Source organism: Blautia sp. JLR.GB0024 (assembly GCF_037000545.1).
Classification (GTDB): domain Bacteria; phylum Bacillota; class Clostridia; order Lachnospirales; family Lachnospiraceae; genus Blautia; species Blautia celeris.
In genome coordinates, this window is the sequence record NZ_JBANBF010000002.1 from 432,602 (window position 1) to 448,012 (window position 15,411).

General features: G+C 46.1%; 13 protein-coding genes. 4 read left to right on the top strand and 9 right to left on the bottom strand.

Features of this window, described 5'->3' with window-relative positions; translation table 11 throughout:
* The first annotated feature begins 64 nt into the window (after nucleotides 1-64).
* The 3 genes from V8Q34_RS06050 to V8Q34_RS06060 all read left to right on the top strand — a co-directional run bounded on the left by V8Q34_RS06050 (nucleotide 65) and on the right by V8Q34_RS06060 (nucleotide 4,000).
* On the top strand, nucleotides 65-1,345 hold the full coding sequence (locus V8Q34_RS06050) for a galactokinase (RefSeq protein ID WP_335835074.1): 1,281 nt from the start codon (nucleotides 65-67) through the stop codon (nucleotides 1,343-1,345).
* Nucleotides 1,346-3,015: 1,670 nt separating this feature from the next.
* Nucleotides 3,016-3,357, top strand: a complete 342-nt coding sequence (locus V8Q34_RS06055; RefSeq protein ID WP_227210455.1) for a PadR family transcriptional regulator — start codon at nucleotides 3,016-3,018, stop codon at nucleotides 3,355-3,357.
* The gene (locus tag V8Q34_RS06060; RefSeq protein ID WP_335835075.1) at nucleotides 3,350-4,000 is read left to right on the top strand and encodes a hypothetical protein; all 651 of its coding nucleotides are present in this window, start codon (nucleotides 3,350-3,352) and stop codon (nucleotides 3,998-4,000) included. The genes V8Q34_RS06055 and V8Q34_RS06060 overlap by 8 nt, the downstream gene beginning before the upstream one ends.
* 686 nt (nucleotides 4,001-4,686) lie before the next feature.
* On the opposite strand, the gene V8Q34_RS06065 is transcribed toward V8Q34_RS06060, so the two are convergent.
* The 7 genes from V8Q34_RS06065 to V8Q34_RS06095 all read right to left on the bottom strand — a co-directional run bounded on the left by V8Q34_RS06065 (nucleotide 4,687) and on the right by V8Q34_RS06095 (nucleotide 11,180).
* Nucleotides 4,687-6,348 (bottom strand): sensor histidine kinase, encoded by a 1,662-nt coding sequence (locus tag V8Q34_RS06065; protein ID WP_335835076.1) that lies wholly within the window; start codon nucleotides 6,346-6,348, stop codon nucleotides 4,687-4,689.
* The gene (locus tag V8Q34_RS06070) at nucleotides 6,345-7,022 is read right to left on the bottom strand and encodes a response regulator transcription factor (protein ID WP_033142724.1); all 678 of its coding nucleotides are present in this window, start codon (nucleotides 7,020-7,022) and stop codon (nucleotides 6,345-6,347) included. The genes V8Q34_RS06065 and V8Q34_RS06070 overlap by 4 nt, the downstream gene beginning before the upstream one ends.
* 10 nt (nucleotides 7,023-7,032) lie before the next feature.
* Nucleotides 7,033-7,704 carry a phosphate signaling complex protein PhoU gene (phoU, locus tag V8Q34_RS06075; protein WP_033142680.1) on the bottom strand — a complete coding sequence of 224 codons (672 nt, stop codon included), beginning with the start codon at nucleotides 7,702-7,704 and terminating at the stop codon, nucleotides 7,033-7,035.
* A gap of 1 nt (nucleotide 7,705) precedes the next feature.
* Complete coding sequence (gene pstB / locus V8Q34_RS06080) at nucleotides 7,706-8,464, bottom strand: phosphate ABC transporter ATP-binding protein PstB (protein ID WP_033142681.1); 759 nt, start codon at nucleotides 8,462-8,464, stop codon at nucleotides 7,706-7,708.
* 1 nt (nucleotide 8,465) lies between these two features.
* Entirely contained in the window at nucleotides 8,466-9,329 is an 864-nt protein-coding gene (pstA, locus tag V8Q34_RS06085; RefSeq protein WP_335835077.1) for a phosphate ABC transporter permease PstA, read from the bottom strand.
* Nucleotides 9,322-10,155: a phosphate ABC transporter permease subunit PstC gene (gene pstC, locus V8Q34_RS06090; RefSeq protein WP_335835078.1), complete on the bottom strand. Its 834-nt coding sequence runs from the start codon at nucleotides 10,153-10,155 to the stop codon at nucleotides 9,322-9,324. The genes pstA and pstC overlap by 8 nt, the downstream gene beginning before the upstream one ends.
* A gap of 80 nt (nucleotides 10,156-10,235) precedes the next feature.
* Nucleotides 10,236-11,180 (bottom strand): substrate-binding domain-containing protein, encoded by a 945-nt coding sequence (locus tag V8Q34_RS06095; protein WP_033142684.1) that lies wholly within the window; start codon nucleotides 11,178-11,180, stop codon nucleotides 10,236-10,238.
* 379 nt (nucleotides 11,181-11,559) lie between these two features.
* Here V8Q34_RS06095 and V8Q34_RS06100 point away from each other — a divergent pair, with 379 nt between their 5' ends.
* The gene (locus V8Q34_RS06100; protein ID WP_033142685.1) at nucleotides 11,560-13,257 is read left to right on the top strand and encodes an AAA family ATPase; all 1,698 of its coding nucleotides are present in this window, start codon (nucleotides 11,560-11,562) and stop codon (nucleotides 13,255-13,257) included.
* Nucleotides 13,258-13,322: 65 nt separating this feature from the next.
* Here V8Q34_RS06100 and V8Q34_RS06105 read toward each other — a convergent pair whose 3' ends face one another.
* Nucleotides 13,323-13,943 (bottom strand): V-type ATP synthase subunit D, encoded by a 621-nt coding sequence (locus V8Q34_RS06105; protein ID WP_033142686.1) that lies wholly within the window; start codon nucleotides 13,941-13,943, stop codon nucleotides 13,323-13,325.
* A gap of 67 nt (nucleotides 13,944-14,010) precedes the next feature.
* Nucleotides 14,011-15,399: a V-type ATP synthase subunit B gene (locus tag V8Q34_RS06110; protein WP_103731600.1), complete on the bottom strand. Its 1,389-nt coding sequence runs from the start codon at nucleotides 15,397-15,399 to the stop codon at nucleotides 14,011-14,013.
* Nucleotides 15,400-15,411 lie beyond the last annotated feature (12 nt).

The following is a 15,411-nucleotide window of genomic DNA, read 5'->3' on the forward strand; positions in this document are numbered from 1 at the left end:
TTCAGTCAGGTCCGGGCATTTACTGCACAGACCGTACAGCAGTATGATAAAGGAGGAATTACAAATGAAAAACATGAAGGTTCTGGCAGATGAAATACTCCAGGGAAAATACGATGAGATTCTGAAAGAGATCTATGTGGATGAAAGCGTTCTGGATTACCAGAGAAAACGTTATAAAAAGGCAATTGAAGAATTTGAGAAAATTTTTGGCGAGAGTGATGTGGAAATCTACAGCGCTCCCGGCAGATGTGAAGTCGGAGGCAACCATACAGACCATCAGAACGGCATGGTTTTGGCCACATCCATTAACCAGGACGCGCTGGCTGTTGTGGGCAGATCAGAGGATGGCATGATCCATGTGCTCTCAGACGGATATGAGATGGTGGATGTGGATGTCAATGATCTGGAAGAGCGTTACGATGAGGAGGGCACAACGGCTGCCCTGGTACGTGGTGTTGCAGCCGAGTTAAAGGCAAGAGGGTATGAAGTACAGGGGTACAATGCTTATATTGTCAGTGATGTTCTGATCGGTGCGGGCCTGTCATCCTCTGCAGCGTTTGAGGTTATCCTTGGAACTATCATATCCGGCCTCTTTAATGAAGGCAGTATTGATTCGGTTGTGATCGCGCAGACAGGACAGTATGCGGAAAATGTTTATTTTGGAAAACCATGCGGCCTGATGGATCAGATGGCATGTTCCGTAGGCGGTATGATCCATATTGATTTTAAAGAGCCGGGCAGTCCGGTTGTGGAAAAGGTCCCCTCAGATTTTGAATCTTACCAGTACAGCATGTGTATTGTGGATACAAAAGCTTCCCACGCGGATATGGGGGATGACTATGCATCTATCCCGGAAGAGATGAAAAAAGTGGCAAAATTCTTTGGAAAGTCGTATCTGCGCGAGGTTGAGGAGGATGACTTTTACAAACAGATCTCTGGTCTGAGAAGTGTGCTGGGAGACCGTCCTATCCTGCGTGCGCTTCATTTCTTTGAGGAGGAGAGAAGAGTTGAGGGAGAGGTAAAGGCTCTGCGAGATGGGGATTTCAAAGAATTTCTGGAATTGGTAAAGGATTCCGGCAACTCTTCCTTTAAGTATCTCCAGAATATCTACAACAGCACCAATGTGCAGAAGCAGGCGATGTCTATTGCGCTCGCTGTCAGTGATAAGATTCTGAGAAAGCATGGAGTATCACGGGTACACGGCGGAGGATTCGCCGGTACCATTGAAATTTTTGTGGAAAACAGTTTTGTGGATGAGTATAAGGCCAGAATGGACAGGGTCTTCGGAAAAGGTTCCTGCCAGATTCTGAAGGTTCGTCAGTCAGGCGGAAGAAGAGTTTTATAATGATCTGATTAGGTGCTGCACCGGATAAATCCCTGATAGGGAGTGTCCGGTGCAGTTTTTATATAGGGGATATGTTATGGGGGATTGAGGTGTAGGGATGATGGGGATATAGATTCAGGAATGAATTCAGGAGTAGATTCAGGAGCAGGTTCAGGAATAAGTTCAAGTATAGGTTCAGGTATAGCTTTCAGGAATAGATTCAGGTATAGGTTAAGTTAGTGTTTAGAGGGGGAATTCATGTAAGGAAAATAGAAATATGGTTTACACTGGTTTACGTAATTTTACTGTCGGGTTACATAACGAAATCTGGGACATGGGGATGCCGTCGAAGAGGGAAAATTGAAGAAAATAGTAGGATTTTTAAGACATAATTTTCAGAATATTCTCAATTGTAGAATATGCACAATGCTTGTCGAAAAAACCAACATTTACCACATTCCATCCTCAAAGTTATCCACACACAAAAATCCACAAAACCCTGTAAAAATGAAGTTATCCTCAAAGTTATCCACATTCTCCACAAAAATGTGTGTGGATTAATATGATTTACATAATAAAAGAAAGAACAAAGGTTTTGTACACTTGTGATAAAAAGAAGAATTTTGGGGAAAAGTGGGGAAAAGGGATTGACATTTTTGAAATCTATTATTTGACGAGGTGTGACAAAATATGCTAATATCCGGGAAAAACTGATGACATTTTCTGAAAATTGCTGGTTTCCATAAAACTGTGAGGTGACGGGTGTGGGAGAGTTATGGAGAGGGGAGTTGCGGGTGGCTCACGGACGGTGCGCAGGAGGTATCCGTGTGGGGAAAAAGTCAGGGGAGACAGGGGCCGCGAATAAGAGCAAGGAAGTCAGCCTGCTGATTTTAAATAGTAAAAACAAAAAGATATGGGAGGTTATATATAAAAGAAGACTTCTTCTAAATTATATGTAAAATAAGAAGAAAGCGAAGCCGGGTGCTGTCAGATTACGGACGAAAGCCGAGGAAGTGCCTTAAATTATATGTAAAATAAGAAAAAAACGAAGCCGGGTGCTATCAAATTACGGACGAAAGCCGAGGAAGTGCCTTAAATTATATGTAAAATAAGAAAAAAACGAAGCTGGGTGCTATCAAATTACGGATGAAAGCCGAGGAAGTGCCTTAAATTATATGTAAAATAAGAAAAAAACGAAGTTGGGTGCTGTCAAATTACGGACAAAAGCCGAGGAAGTGCTTTGGATTATATGTAAAATAAGAAGAAAGCGAAGCTGGGTGCTGTCAGATTACGGACGAAAGCCGAGGAAGTGCTTTGGATTATATGTAAAATAAGAAGAAAGCGAAGCTGGGTGCTGTCAGATTACGGACGAAAGCTGAGATGTAAAGTGAGAAGAAGGGAAGTCAGGCGTATTTAGATTAAATGAAAATGTCAAACTGTCTTTATGATTATCTATTTGGCAGGAAAAATATTGGTTATCCTTTGTAGTTGTCTACAAAAAAGAGAAGATGCACGGAAATTTCTTATATACCTGGATTGACGAGTATCCAACATAACAAATTACTACTGAGTGTCTACAGTAACAACTGCATTATAGATATTGTTTAGATAGAAGAATGCGATTGACAAAACAACTATCTTGCATTACAATGTAGCTAACTATATTGCAATGCAAGATAGGAGGTAAAGCGGTGATTTCTTCACAGATGTTGAAGGGGACTTTAGAGGGGTGTGTGTTGGCTATTATTGGGAAGGGGGAGGCTTATGGGTATGAGATTTCGGAGCAGTTGGGGGAGTATGGATTTGGGAAAGTGGCTGAGGGGACGATTTATCCGCTGTTGCTGAGATTGGAGAAGAATCAGTTTATACAGGCTACATTTCGGGAGTCTGAGGTAGGGCCCAGAAGGAAGTATTATTCTATAACGCAGGAGGGAAAAAAGGAATTCAAAAGATTTCTGGAGAGTTATATGGAATTATCCGGTGCAGTTTCCAGATTGTTGGATGATGTGAAAGGGGATTTAATAAATGAATAAACAAACAAAGCAGTTAATGAAGGAAAATAATGACTTATCTTTTCATCTGAAAGCAGCAGATAATAAAATTCTGACTGATATGGTAGTCTATATCCGAGGTGCGGATATCAGCGGATACCAACAGGAACTGGTCAGGCGTGATATTACACAGATGATCCTGGACGGAGAGCAGAGGGGGGATACCATGGAGGACATAATAGGCAGTGATTACAAGATATTCTGCGACAATGTTCTGAGAGAGGTTCCACATCTCACCCGTGCGGAAAAAGCTGTCTCCTTTTTAGGAACGTTATGCGTCGCCTTAGCAGTCCTGCTTGCAGTCCGCCTTCTTTTCGGTCTGTCAGACATGTTTGGAGACACCCCCACCTGGCCTTATATCCCCGTAACTACAGGTGCTATCATAAGTATGGTCATACTTTTATGCTCCGTCCTCCTTCTGTATAACGCCATCACCAGAAATTCCTTCAACATCAGTTCCCAAAACAACAAAAGAATTCCCGTACTTTTCGCAGCCATTATACTGGCCTGCATCTGTGCTGATTTCTTCCTGAAAACAGTCATTCTTTCCGTCCACATATCCATTGTCCTCATTGCCATCCTGCTCCTGCTCATCATCTATAAAATAACAGACACCATTAACTAAACCAAACTAAAACTAAAGCCTAACCTGTAGCCAAAATGTATCTAAAAATTAGTAAGCCACAATAAAATTGTAGTTATACAACAGCAATACAAATGCTGCATATGAATCCATTATAAGAATAGAATTGAAAATCTTAGTTTTCAGTATTTTAGTCGTTTTACAAAAACAGCATATACAACAACCAACAATTTTATAATATACATTTCAACCGCCTTAAACCAACAGATACTGACTTGCGGAACCCCAGACGGAATATTGGAGGAACGTGAATAGAGTTTCTTAATGAAAAACGGCCTCCGGGTGCGTGATGAAATTTGATTTCCGAATCAAATTTCAAGGATAGTTGAGCGGACTAATCATCAGATTAGTGCGCGGTTCTATCCGGTTCACGTACCCGGAGGCCGTTTTTCATTTAGAAACTCTTCACGTCCCGACTATTCCGTCTGGGGTTCCGCAAGTCAGTATCGTCCGCATAAGCCAAAGCAGGTCCCACAAGTCAGTATCGTCCGCATAAGCCAAAGCAGGTCCCACAAGTCAGTATCGTCCGCATAAGCCAAAGCAGGTCCCACAAGTCAGTATCGTCCGCATAAGCCAAAGCAGGTCCCACAAGTCAGTATCGTCCGCATAAGCCACAACAGATTTCACAAATCGGTATCCCCCGCTTAAGCAATAATACAGCAAAAAAGTCAACACTCCTTCCCCCACACCAGCCGAAACAAACTCCCTTCCCCCACACAACTCTCCAATTCCACCTGCGCCCCCAAATAAGCCGCCCCATGCTTCACAATCGACAACCCAAGCCCAGTGCCCCCAATCTCTTTGGAATGGCTCTTATCCACCCTATAAAACCGTTCAAACACCCTGGCCTGGTCCGTGGAAGGGATTCCGATGCCCGTGTCCGCAACAGATACGCTGATTGTATTCTTCCCATTCAAGACAGTGACAGTCACCTTCCCGTCCGGATGATTATATTTAATGGCATTATCGAACAGATTATAGAGAACTTCCTCCAAAATCGGCCTGGTAGTATTGAATACAGCATGTTCCCCCTCTAAGAAGAGCGAAACCTGTTTGCGTTTTGCAGGCTCCCGCAGCCGTTCCAATGTCTCTTTTGCCAGAGTATACAGATCTGTTTCCTCCTTTTGATAAGGAAGACACCCCTCATCAAGCTGTGATATCTTGATCACATCCCCGACTAAGGCAATCAGCCTCTGTGCCTCATCGAAAATCTTTCCGGCGAATTTATTGATGTCCTCCGGTTTCACAAACCCATCCTGTATGATTTCTGCAAATCCAGATATAGAAGTAAGCGGTGTCTTCAACTCATGTGACACATTGGCAGTGAATTCCCTCCGCAGATTTTCCCGCTGAATTTTTTCAGTTATGTCAACCAACAAAAGCACTGCGCCGGTCACTTCCTTATCTCGGAGCACAGGGTTGGCAATGACCTGGCAGAAGTTCTCACCAATCTGCAGATCGGAGGTGGTGTGTTTTCCGGATAGGACTGCATCCACGGTCTGCTGGAAGGATTCACTTCTGTTGAGAGAGAGAACGCTGGCATGTGCCTGTGCCTCTGTGGCATCCAGCAGATGCAGGGCGCTGGAGTTGTAGGAGAGAAGGTCAGTCTGGGCGTCAATGACTAAAAGCCCCTCACTCATATTTTCCGTGATGATGGAAAACTCCTGCTGCTGTCTTCTGGCATCTGAGAGCTGCCTGCGGATAGTGCGCTGTTGTTTGTTGATCTTTGTGAGCAGTGGTGATATCTCGTCGTAGGCCTCTGTGCGCTCCGGCTGATCCAGGTCCAGGCTGTTGATAGGTGAGACAATTTTCTTGGAAATGCGCGCAGCAAAAAGGGCGGAGAGCACTACCATCATGAGCAGCACATACAGCATGGGCTGTACCAGCTCTCCAATCAGGGCAGCTACAGTGTACTGGGTGCTGGATACACGGAGAATCTGGCCGTTTGAGAGCTGCTTGGCATAGTAAATTGTTTTTTCCGAAAGCGTATCGGACTGGCGTGTAGCCTTTCCGACGCCCTTTAGTTTTGCTGCGATCACTTCCTGGCGGTTGGAATGGTTCTCCATTTTAGAGGCGTCAGCCTTGTTATCAAAGAGAACACTGCCGTCCTCGGCGATGAGAGTGATTCTGGCGGATTCCGCAGGAAGATCATCTAAGGCGGTAATGCCCATGTTTTCCACAGAGATTGCCAGATAAGCAGTTTCAGATTTCAGTTCCTTTTCAATCTGGCTGCCGAAATAGTGATACAGAATGCCCATAATGAAGCCCAGTCCGATGACCAGCACAAGAGCAGATACAAGCATTATGGAGCGGAAGATTCGTTTTGTCATGCAGTTTTTCCTCCAATTTTATAACCCACTCCCCTTACGGTTTTGATACAGTCACCGGCGCTTCCCAGCTTTTGGCGCAGGGTGCGGACGTGGACATCAATGGTTCGGCTCTCCCCGTCAAATTCATATCCCCAGATGCGGTCCAGAAGCTGGGCTCTGGTAAATACGGTCTCCTGTTCCGACAGAAGGAGGCAGAGCAGTTCAAATTCTTTCAGGGTCAGGATGATCTCTGTGCCGTCCACCCGCACGATATGGCGCGAGGGGCAGACGTAGAGGGAGCCGAGGCGGTATTCCGGAATCTTTTCCTGTTCCTGGCTGCGGCGCAGCAGGGCACGGATGCGGGAAATCAGTTCCATCATCCGGAAAGGTTTCGGAATATAGTCGTCGGCTCCGTTGTCGAGTCCCAGTACCGTGTCATATTCACTTCCCTTTGCGGTCAGCATGATAACGGGAAGCTTTTTCGTGTCTCTGGATGTGCGGAGCTTTTTTAATATGCTCAGCCCGTCCTCCTCCGGAAGCATGATATCCAGGAGCACCAGGGAGGGGACAGCCACGGACATGGCATCCCAGAAGTCAGAGGGCCGTGCAAAGCCTTCCGCTTCCAGGCCCTGGCTGTTCAGGGTGTAAGTGACCAGTTCCCGGATATTCTCGTCGTCCTCTACAAGATAAATCAATTTATTCACCTCATTCTTTTTCCGTATCCAGATGATGTTCATCGCTTTTATGGATACCTGTTATGGAATATTGTACCCATTCTGCCACATTTACGGCATGATCGCCAATCCGTTCAAAATACTTGGCGGCCATGAGAATATCCAGGGCGGCCCTTGGGTCCACGTTATTTTTCCGAATCAGATCCAGCAGCTCGCCTTTTACCTTGTTGAAGAGGTCATCCACTATATCATCGGAGATGACCACAGATTCCGCCAGCTCCAGATCATTTTTAACAAATGCATCTACGCTTAAGGTTACCATGCGGATGGTAGCTGCCGCCATGTCATGAATCTGTACTTTACTGCTGATGCTGCTGCTGACAATATATGGAGCCAGGTCTGCAATATCTGCTGCCTGGTCACCGATGCGCTCCAGGTCGGAGATCATTTTAAGGGCAGCAGATATGATTCTCAGATCGCGTGCTACGGGCTGCTGCTGTAAAAGAAGGCGCATACAGATATTTTCAATCTCCCGCTCTTTCTCATCAATTTCACCCTCCATGGCAGCTACCTTTTTCACAACATCCCGCTCCGGCTGATCCAGTGCCTGGGCGGCCAGAGTGATGGCCTGTTCACACAGGCTTCCCATTTTGATCAGTTCTACATGAAGCTGTTCTAATTGTTTGTCAAATCTTGTGCGCATATCAACCAAACCTCCCTGTAATATAGTCCTCTGTGCGTTTATCCTTTGGCATTGAGAATATTTGTTCTGTTTCACCGTACTCCACAATCTCGCCCAGCAGGAAAAAGGCAGTTTTATCGGAAATACGGGCTGCCTGCTGCATATTGTGGGTAACCATGACAATGGTGTAATCCTTTTTCAGTTCCACTGCCAGGTCTTCAATCTTGGATGTGGATATAGGGTCAAGGGCGGATGTGGGTTCATCCATAAGGAGGACTTCCGGCTGGACAGCCAGCGCTCTTGCGATGCAGAGCCTCTGCTGCTGGCCACCGGACATGCCCAGAGCGTTCTGCTTCAGGCGGTCTTTTGTCTCATCCCAGATGGCAGCATCCCGCAGGGATCTCTCCACAATGTCATCCAGCTTTGCCTTGGAATGGATACCGTGGGTGCGGGGGCCGAATGCAATGTTATCGTAAATACTCATGGGGAAGGGATTGGGCTTCTGGAACACCATGCCTACCCTTTTCCGCAGCAGGTTTACATCCATTCTGCCGTAAATATCCTCGCCATCCAGTAAAATACTGCCCTCGATACGGCAGCCCTCAACCAGGTCATTCATGCGGTTCAGGGATTTTAAAAGTGTGGATTTACCGCAGCCGGAGGGGCCGATGAAGGCGGTGATCTTATTTTCCGGTATCTTTAAATTTATGTTCTTCAGCGCCTTAAAGTCTGTATAATACAAATCCAGGCTGCTGATGGATATCTTTTCCGTATTGTTCATATTACATTCCTTTCGCCAGTTTTTTGGCCAGAGTGCCGGAGATCCAGTTGATGGCCAGCACCAGCAGAAGCAGTACAACAGAGACAGCGTAGGCCTGGTCCATATACAGACCCTCTCTGGAGAGATTGTACATATGGACAGCCAGTGTGGAGCCTGAGGACATTACGCTTGATGGTACCTCAGCCACAGCTCCCGCGGTATAGATCAGAGCGGCTGTCTCGCCTACGATCCTGCCCACAGACAGGATAACACCGGCCAGTATGCCGGGAACGGCGCTGGGCAGTACGATGCGGAAGACGGTGCGCAGTTTTCCGGCGCCCAGGCCAAAGCTTCCCTCACGGAAGGAGTCCGGAACGGATTTCAGGGCCTCCTCTGTGGTCCGCATTATGAGGGGAAGGATCATGATAGACAGTGTCAGGGCACCGGCCAGCAGAGAATATCCCCATTTTAGTGTGGTCACAAAGAAGAGGGCGCCAAACAGTCCGTATACGATAGAAGGAATACCGGACAGGGTCTCTGTGGTAAGGCGGATGATCTCCACGAATTTGTTCCCGCGTTTGGCGTATTCCACCAGATAGATGGCAGAGAAGATACCAAGGGGGACAGCAATCAGCAGAGATAAAAAGGTGATGACCAAGGTATTGATAATGGAGGGCATCATGGACGCGTTCTCCGACGTATATGTCCAGGCAAAGAGTTCCGGTTTCAGATTGGGAACCCCGTTTATTAAAATATAGGCAATTAAGAAAAACAGGACGGCAAAGGTAACGGCAGCGCAGAGCATCACCAGCAGCATAAGGATAAATGAGCCGGGGGTGCGCTTGTACTCTCTCAGTTTCTGCCGCAGGTTATGATTATTATGCATGGCGGTTCCTCCGATTGAGCAGGGCTACACAGAAGTTGATCAGCAGAATGAAGACAAACAGGACCACACCTGTGGCGATCAGCGCTTCCCTGTGCAGGTCTGCTGCATAGCCCATTTCCAGTACAATATTGGCGGTCATGGTGCGGACACCCCGGAGGATACCCCTGGGCATTCTGGGCTGATTGCCGGCGATCATGACAACCGCCATGGTCTCACCGATGGCACGGCCAATCCCCAATACCACGCCGGCAATGACACCGGATTTGGCAGCAGGGAGCACAATGGCAAAAATACTCCTCTCATGTGTGGCACCAAGGGCCAGCGCCCCTTCGTAGTAGGTGCGCGGAACAGAGCGCAGTGCGGATTCACTGACACCTATGATAGTGGGCAGTATCATGATTCCCAGTAAAATAGAGGCGGTCAGCATACTGTTTCCGTTTCCTTCCCGGAACATGCCGCGGATCAGAGGGACAAGCACCACAAGACCGAAGAAGCCATACACGACAGATGGGATTCCGGCCAGCAGTTCCGTAGCTGATTTTAAAAACGGGTATATTTTTTTCGGGCAGTATTCAGCCATGAAGATGGAGGTCAGGATGCCTATGGGCACGCCTATGACAATAGCTCCGGCTGTCACATAGATACTTCCCATGATCATAGGGAAGATACCGAATATGTTGTTGCCCGGTTTCCAGCGCTCTCCTAATAGGAAACTGAAAAAGCCGATTTCCTTCATGGCAGGTATGCCGTTTACAAAAAGGAAGAGACAGATTAAGGCAACTGCGAATATGGATGCGCAGGCAGCTATAAAAAAGACTGCCTGCATTACTTGTTCCTTACGCTTATTTTGTTTGCAAAACGGGTTGTGTTTTTTCATACTTTCTAACCTCGGATAGGAGTGTGGGATCAAAGGGCTTCATCCCAGGCCAGAGCATCTCCGGTGAAGATGGATTTTACCTGGTCAGAGGTCATTTCATCGGTGGGGTTGCTATTGTTCACAATAACAGCAATACCGTCCAGGGCAATGACTGTAGGGGTCAGGCCAGCGTCCAGTTCAGAATCTTTCAGTTCTCTGGAAGCCATTCCGATATCACACACACCATCAATGGCATTCTGCATGCCGGTGGTGGAATCACTTGTCTGAATCTCAATCTCCACATTGCTGTTCATCTCCGCGTAAGCTTCTTTCAGCTTCTCCATGACGGGAGATACAGAGGAAGAACCTGCAATGACAACCTTGCCGGATGCGCCGTTTGATGCGTAGGCTTCTGCGCTGTCCAGGGGGATGTAGTTGTTGTCAGCCACTACAGCCTGGCCTTCTTTACTCAGAATGAAGTTGATGAAGTCCTGTCCGGCTTCACTGAGACCTTCTTTTGCCGCAATATTGAAAGGTCTGGAAATTTTGTAGGTGCCTGCTTTAATGTTTTCCGCTGTGGCTTCTGTACCGTCAATTTTTAAAGCTTTCACTGTATTATTTAAAGAGCCGAGGGAAATGTAGCCGATGCTGTACTCATCCTGTGCTACACTGGACATCATGACAGAGGTGCTGTTTGTGATGTTTGCCTCCTCAGTTGTCATATCCATCTTTTCACCGTTTACTTCCTCTTCAATGCCGAACAGTTCAACAAAAGCACCGCGTGTGCCGGAACCGTCTTCCCTGGATACCACTGTGATGTCATTGGTGCTGTCCCAGTCACCTGATGTATCTTTTGAGCCGCTGTCGGCAGTTCCTTTATCAGATTCTGTACCGGATGCGGCCTCTGTGCTGTTTCCTGCATCTTCATTTCCGCCGCATGCTGCAAGTCCGAATACCATTACACCGGCGAGTATAACTGCTGCTAATCTTTTCATAGTTTTGATCTCCTTTTTCCTCGAATTGTAACTGTTCAGTACCCTCACAGTTACAAGCAAAAATCCATGCAGAATCGCCGTTGGCGATGGGATTTTTGTTTGGCTGCTGAATACTTTCTCACGGTCAGCACAGTAAATGTGCAGACCTGCTGAACAGTTGCCTAGAATTATCTATTTATTTGTCCTTGTTACGAATTTCAGTATATAGGGGGAAAGTAAAATACAAAATCTTGATTTTGTTAAATGTAAGTAAAGTTAAATAAGAAATATTTTGAAATGTAAAATGTTAAATGAAGCATAAATGCTATAATTACAGAAAATATGTGCTATAATCTTTTTATGGAACTGCAAATTGTAAAGACTGCTGCAGGAGGTCTATATGGATAAAAGCAGGAAGATTCTCCCGGTGGGAATCAGTGATTTCAGGAAAATTATAGAAGAACAGTATTATTTTGTAGATAAGTCACTGCTCATAAAAGAGATCATAAATTCAGGAGCAGAAGTAACGCTTTTGACAAGACCGAGACGATTCGGAAAAACCCTGAATATGAATATGATAAAATTATTTTTTGAAAAATCTGAGGAAGAGACGGCAAGTCTGTTCCAGGGACTTAAAATATGGCATTGTGAGGATACGGAAAAATACAGGTGTGAGCAGGGAAAATATCCGGTAGTATTTTTAACGCTAAAGGATATAAAATGTGACAGTTGGGGTGAAACTTACGAAAAATTGAAGAATATGATCCAGTTGGAGTATAATCGCCATGCATATTTGCTGCAGAGTGAATGTCTGACGAAGTTTGACCGGCAGTATCTGGGACGTATACTGAATATGGATGCTTCAGATGCCGACTGGCAGGATTCCTTAAATCGACTGACCGGATATTTAAAAGCTCATTATAAAACACCGGCAATTCTTCTTATTGATGAATATGATGTCCCTATACAGCAGGGGCATATGCTGGATTATTACGATAAAGTTATAAATTTTATGAGAAATTGGCTTTCAGGAGGCCTTAAAGATAATCAAAACCTAAAATTCGCTGTGTTAACAGGGATTCTTCATATTGCACAGGAGAGTATTTTCAGTGGTCTGAATAACCTGGATGTGTATACCGTACTGGATAAGACTTACAGGGAATATTTTGGTTTTACACAGGAAGAAGTGGATGAGATTGCTGCGTATTACGACTGCAAAGAGAAAAGCGGGGAGTTACGAACATGGTATAATGGCTATAATTTTGGCGGAATAGATATCTATAACCCATGGTCGGTGGTAAAATATATCCGTGCCGGAAATAAACCGGCGCCTTACTGGCTGTCCACAAGCAGTAATGATTTTGTGCACAGGATCATTGAAAGAAGTTCTCCTGAGACCGAAGATGCCTTAAAAAAGGTTATGGATGGCGGATACCTCATGACTTCACTTAACACACAGGTAGTATATCCGACAGTTTATGATAATCCGGATAATATCTTCAGTTTTCTGGTCATGACAGGATATTTGAAAGTCAATGCATTGGAGGAATTGGAATATGGTGAGGATTATGTTCTGTGTATTCCAAATGAGGAAATAGCTTGTGTTTATAAAGAGGAGATACTGTCAGTATTCGATGTGCAGAATGAGGGGATAATACGATACTCTGCCCAACTGCGGAGAGCACTGTTTACAGGGGACTTGGGACAGCTCGACGAACTGCTCCATAAGATAATAAAATGTTCAGTCAGCTTTTATGACATACATGAAAGCTTTTACCATGGATGGATGCTGGCCCTGACAAGTATGTTTTATGATACTCATTATGTGCGTTCCAACAGGGAATCTGGAAAAGGTCGGTACGATATTATGATGGAACCTAAAAGTGCTCGTTTTCCGGGGATTATCCTGGAATTTAAGGTATTGACTGAGAACAGGGCAAAAGAGGTGGAAGAAAAGCTGCATCAGTTAGCAGAGAGTGCCCTTCAGCAGATAAATGAATGTGATTATGAAGCAGAGTTAAGAGACAGAGATTGCAGGAGCATTATAAAATATGGTATTGGATTTTATAAAAAGGAGTTTTCAATCGTAAAAGGATGATTTCTATATGATTAAAATAGGGGCGGCCGGCGTGCATTTTCCGCACTTCCGGCCGCTTTTCTTATTTACCCTTTCTGCTGCATCCTCTTGATCACCTTCAGACGGGTAAATTCTTCTCTCTCTTTTTCCTCCAATGCATTGGAAATAGATTTTGTCAGATCCTCAAATTTGGGGATTGTGATATTTTTCAGCGCGTTGGCGCGCTTCTGTGTTTTCTTAATATTGATAGCCAGCCTGTAGGCGGAATTTTCCACCATGGACAGGCGGATGGTGAGCTGCTTTACCTTCTCAAAGGCCGCTTTCGCTTCATCCAGGGAGGCTTTAGTGCCGTAGTAGGCATATGTGGGCGCCCCCGAGGCCGGATCAGACTGTACCAGGGGGATTTCTGTTCCCATGACACTTCTGGTCTTGATGCGGATGGAATCCTCCACAGGCACGGTGCGGGATATCTCCTGCACATTGCTGATGCCGATTTCCATGTTGGCCTTCTGGAGTGCTGCATAGGCGGTGCGGAAGGTGATATCGATCTGGTCCTGGATATCCTTGGCCTGGTCGATCAAATCCATCAGCTCACGGATGAGAATATTCCTCTTCTTGTCCATCAGGTCAAAGCCCTGCCTGGACAGCGCCAGGGAATTCTTGGCTAATATGAGATTACCTTTGGTTGGAAAGGTATTTGGATCCATAACATCACCCTTTCTGTGTTTTCAATCCATGTTCGGTCGATGCTCTTGTTTTTGGTGATTTCCTTGTTTATGATTCCTCTTCCGAAGGATGATAATACTGATCCAGAATCTTGGTGTCGATACGGTCCAGTTCGTCTCTCGGAATCATGCCCAGCAGTTTCCAGCCCAGGTCAAGGGTTTCCTCAATGCTGCGGTTCTCATCTGGTCTTTGGCCTACAAAATTGTGTTCAAAGGCATCACCGAATTTCAGGTATTTCTTATCCAGAGGTGAAAGCTCATCCTCACCGATAACAGAAGCCAGCGCCCTTGCGTCTCCCACCTTGGCATAGCAGGAGAAGAGCTGATTGGCGACGTCCTGATGGTCGCCTCTTGTGTAGCCTTCACCGATACCGTCCTTCATAAGCCTTGACAGGGAGGGCAGTACATTGATAGGGGGATAGATGGCCTGTCCGTGGAGCTGCCGCTCAAGAACGATCTGTCCTTCTGTGATGTAGCCGGTAAGGTCAGGAATGGGGTGTGTGATATCATCATTGGGCATGGTCAGGATCGGTATCTGTGTAACAGAGCCAGTTCCGCCTCTTACAATGCCGGCGCGTTCATACAGGGTTGCCAGCTCACTGTACAGGTATCCGGGATAACCCTTTCTGGAAGGAATCTCGCCTTTTGAGGAAGAAACTTCACGCATGGCCTCCGCAAAGGAGGTGATATCTGTCAGGATAACAAGAATGTGCATTCCTTTTTCAAATGCCAGATACTCCGCAGCGGTCAGTGCCACTTTCGGGGTGATCAGTCGTTCCACAACCGGGTCATTTGCCAGGTTCAGGTACATGACCACATGGTCTGCAACACCGCTCTCCTCAAAGGTGCGGCGGAAAAATTCAGCAACGTCGTATTTGACACCCATAGCGGCAAATACAATGGCGAATTTTTCATTGCTGTCCCCGCCAAGGGAAGCCTGCTGTACGATCTGAGCTGCAAGCTGGTCGTGAGGAAGGCCGTTTCCTGAGAAAATAGGAAGCTTCTGTCCTCTGATCAGGGTGGTCAGGCCGTCAATGGCCGAGATACCGGTCTGGATATAGTTACGGGGATATTCCCTGGTTACCGGGTTCAGGGGAAGTCCGTTGATGTTGGTGCGGACTTCCGGCATAACAGGACCCAGGCCGTCAATGGGTTTTCCGATGCCGTTGAAGGTTCTTCCCAGGATATCAGCGGAGAGCTCCACCTCCATGGGATGGCCTGTGAGTTTTGTGTGGGTGTTCAGAAGGGACATGTTTTCCGTGCCCTCGAACACCTGGATCACTGCTTTGTCTTCATATATTTCTACAATTCGGCCCAGCTTTTTGGAACCGTCGTCCACCTTGAACTCCACAATTTCATCAAAGGAGGCATCGCGTACGCCTTCCAATACAACCAGAGGTCCATTGATTTCGCTCAAGCCGAGATATTCTATTGCCATAATCGTTCCTCC

Excerpts from the sequence above, each read along its gene's own strand:
- V8Q34_RS06050 (WP_335835074.1), top strand. The coding sequence starts at position 65 with ATGAAAAACATGAAGGTTCTGGCAGATGAAATACTCCAGGGAAAATAC.
- V8Q34_RS06060 (WP_335835075.1), top strand. The coding sequence starts at position 3,350 with ATGAATAAACAAACAAAGCAGTTAATGAAGGAAAATAATGACTTATCT.
- V8Q34_RS06065 (WP_335835076.1), bottom strand. The coding sequence starts at position 6,348 with ATGACAAAACGAATCTTCCGCTCCATAATGCTTGTATCTGCTCTTGTG.
- phoU (WP_033142680.1), bottom strand. The coding sequence starts at position 7,704 with ATGCGCACAAGATTTGACAAACAATTAGAACAGCTTCATGTAGAACTG.
- pstB (WP_033142681.1), bottom strand. The coding sequence starts at position 8,464 with ATGAACAATACGGAAAAGATATCCATCAGCAGCCTGGATTTGTATTAT.
- pstA (WP_335835077.1), bottom strand. The coding sequence starts at position 9,329 with ATGCATAATAATCATAACCTGCGGCAGAAACTGAGAGAGTACAAGCGC.
- pstC (WP_335835078.1), bottom strand. The coding sequence starts at position 10,155 with ATGCAGGCAGTCTTTTTTATAGCTGCCTGCGCATCCATATTCGCAGTT.
- V8Q34_RS06095 (WP_033142684.1), bottom strand. The coding sequence starts at position 11,180 with ATGAAAAGATTAGCAGCAGTTATACTCGCCGGTGTAATGGTATTCGGA.
- V8Q34_RS06100 (WP_033142685.1), top strand. The coding sequence starts at position 11,560 with ATGGATAAAAGCAGGAAGATTCTCCCGGTGGGAATCAGTGATTTCAGG.
- V8Q34_RS06105 (WP_033142686.1), bottom strand. The coding sequence starts at position 13,943 with ATGGATCCAAATACCTTTCCAACCAAAGGTAATCTCATATTAGCCAAG.
- V8Q34_RS06110 (WP_103731600.1), bottom strand. The coding sequence starts at position 15,399 with ATGGCAATAGAATATCTCGGCTTGAGCGAAATCAATGGACCTCTGGTT.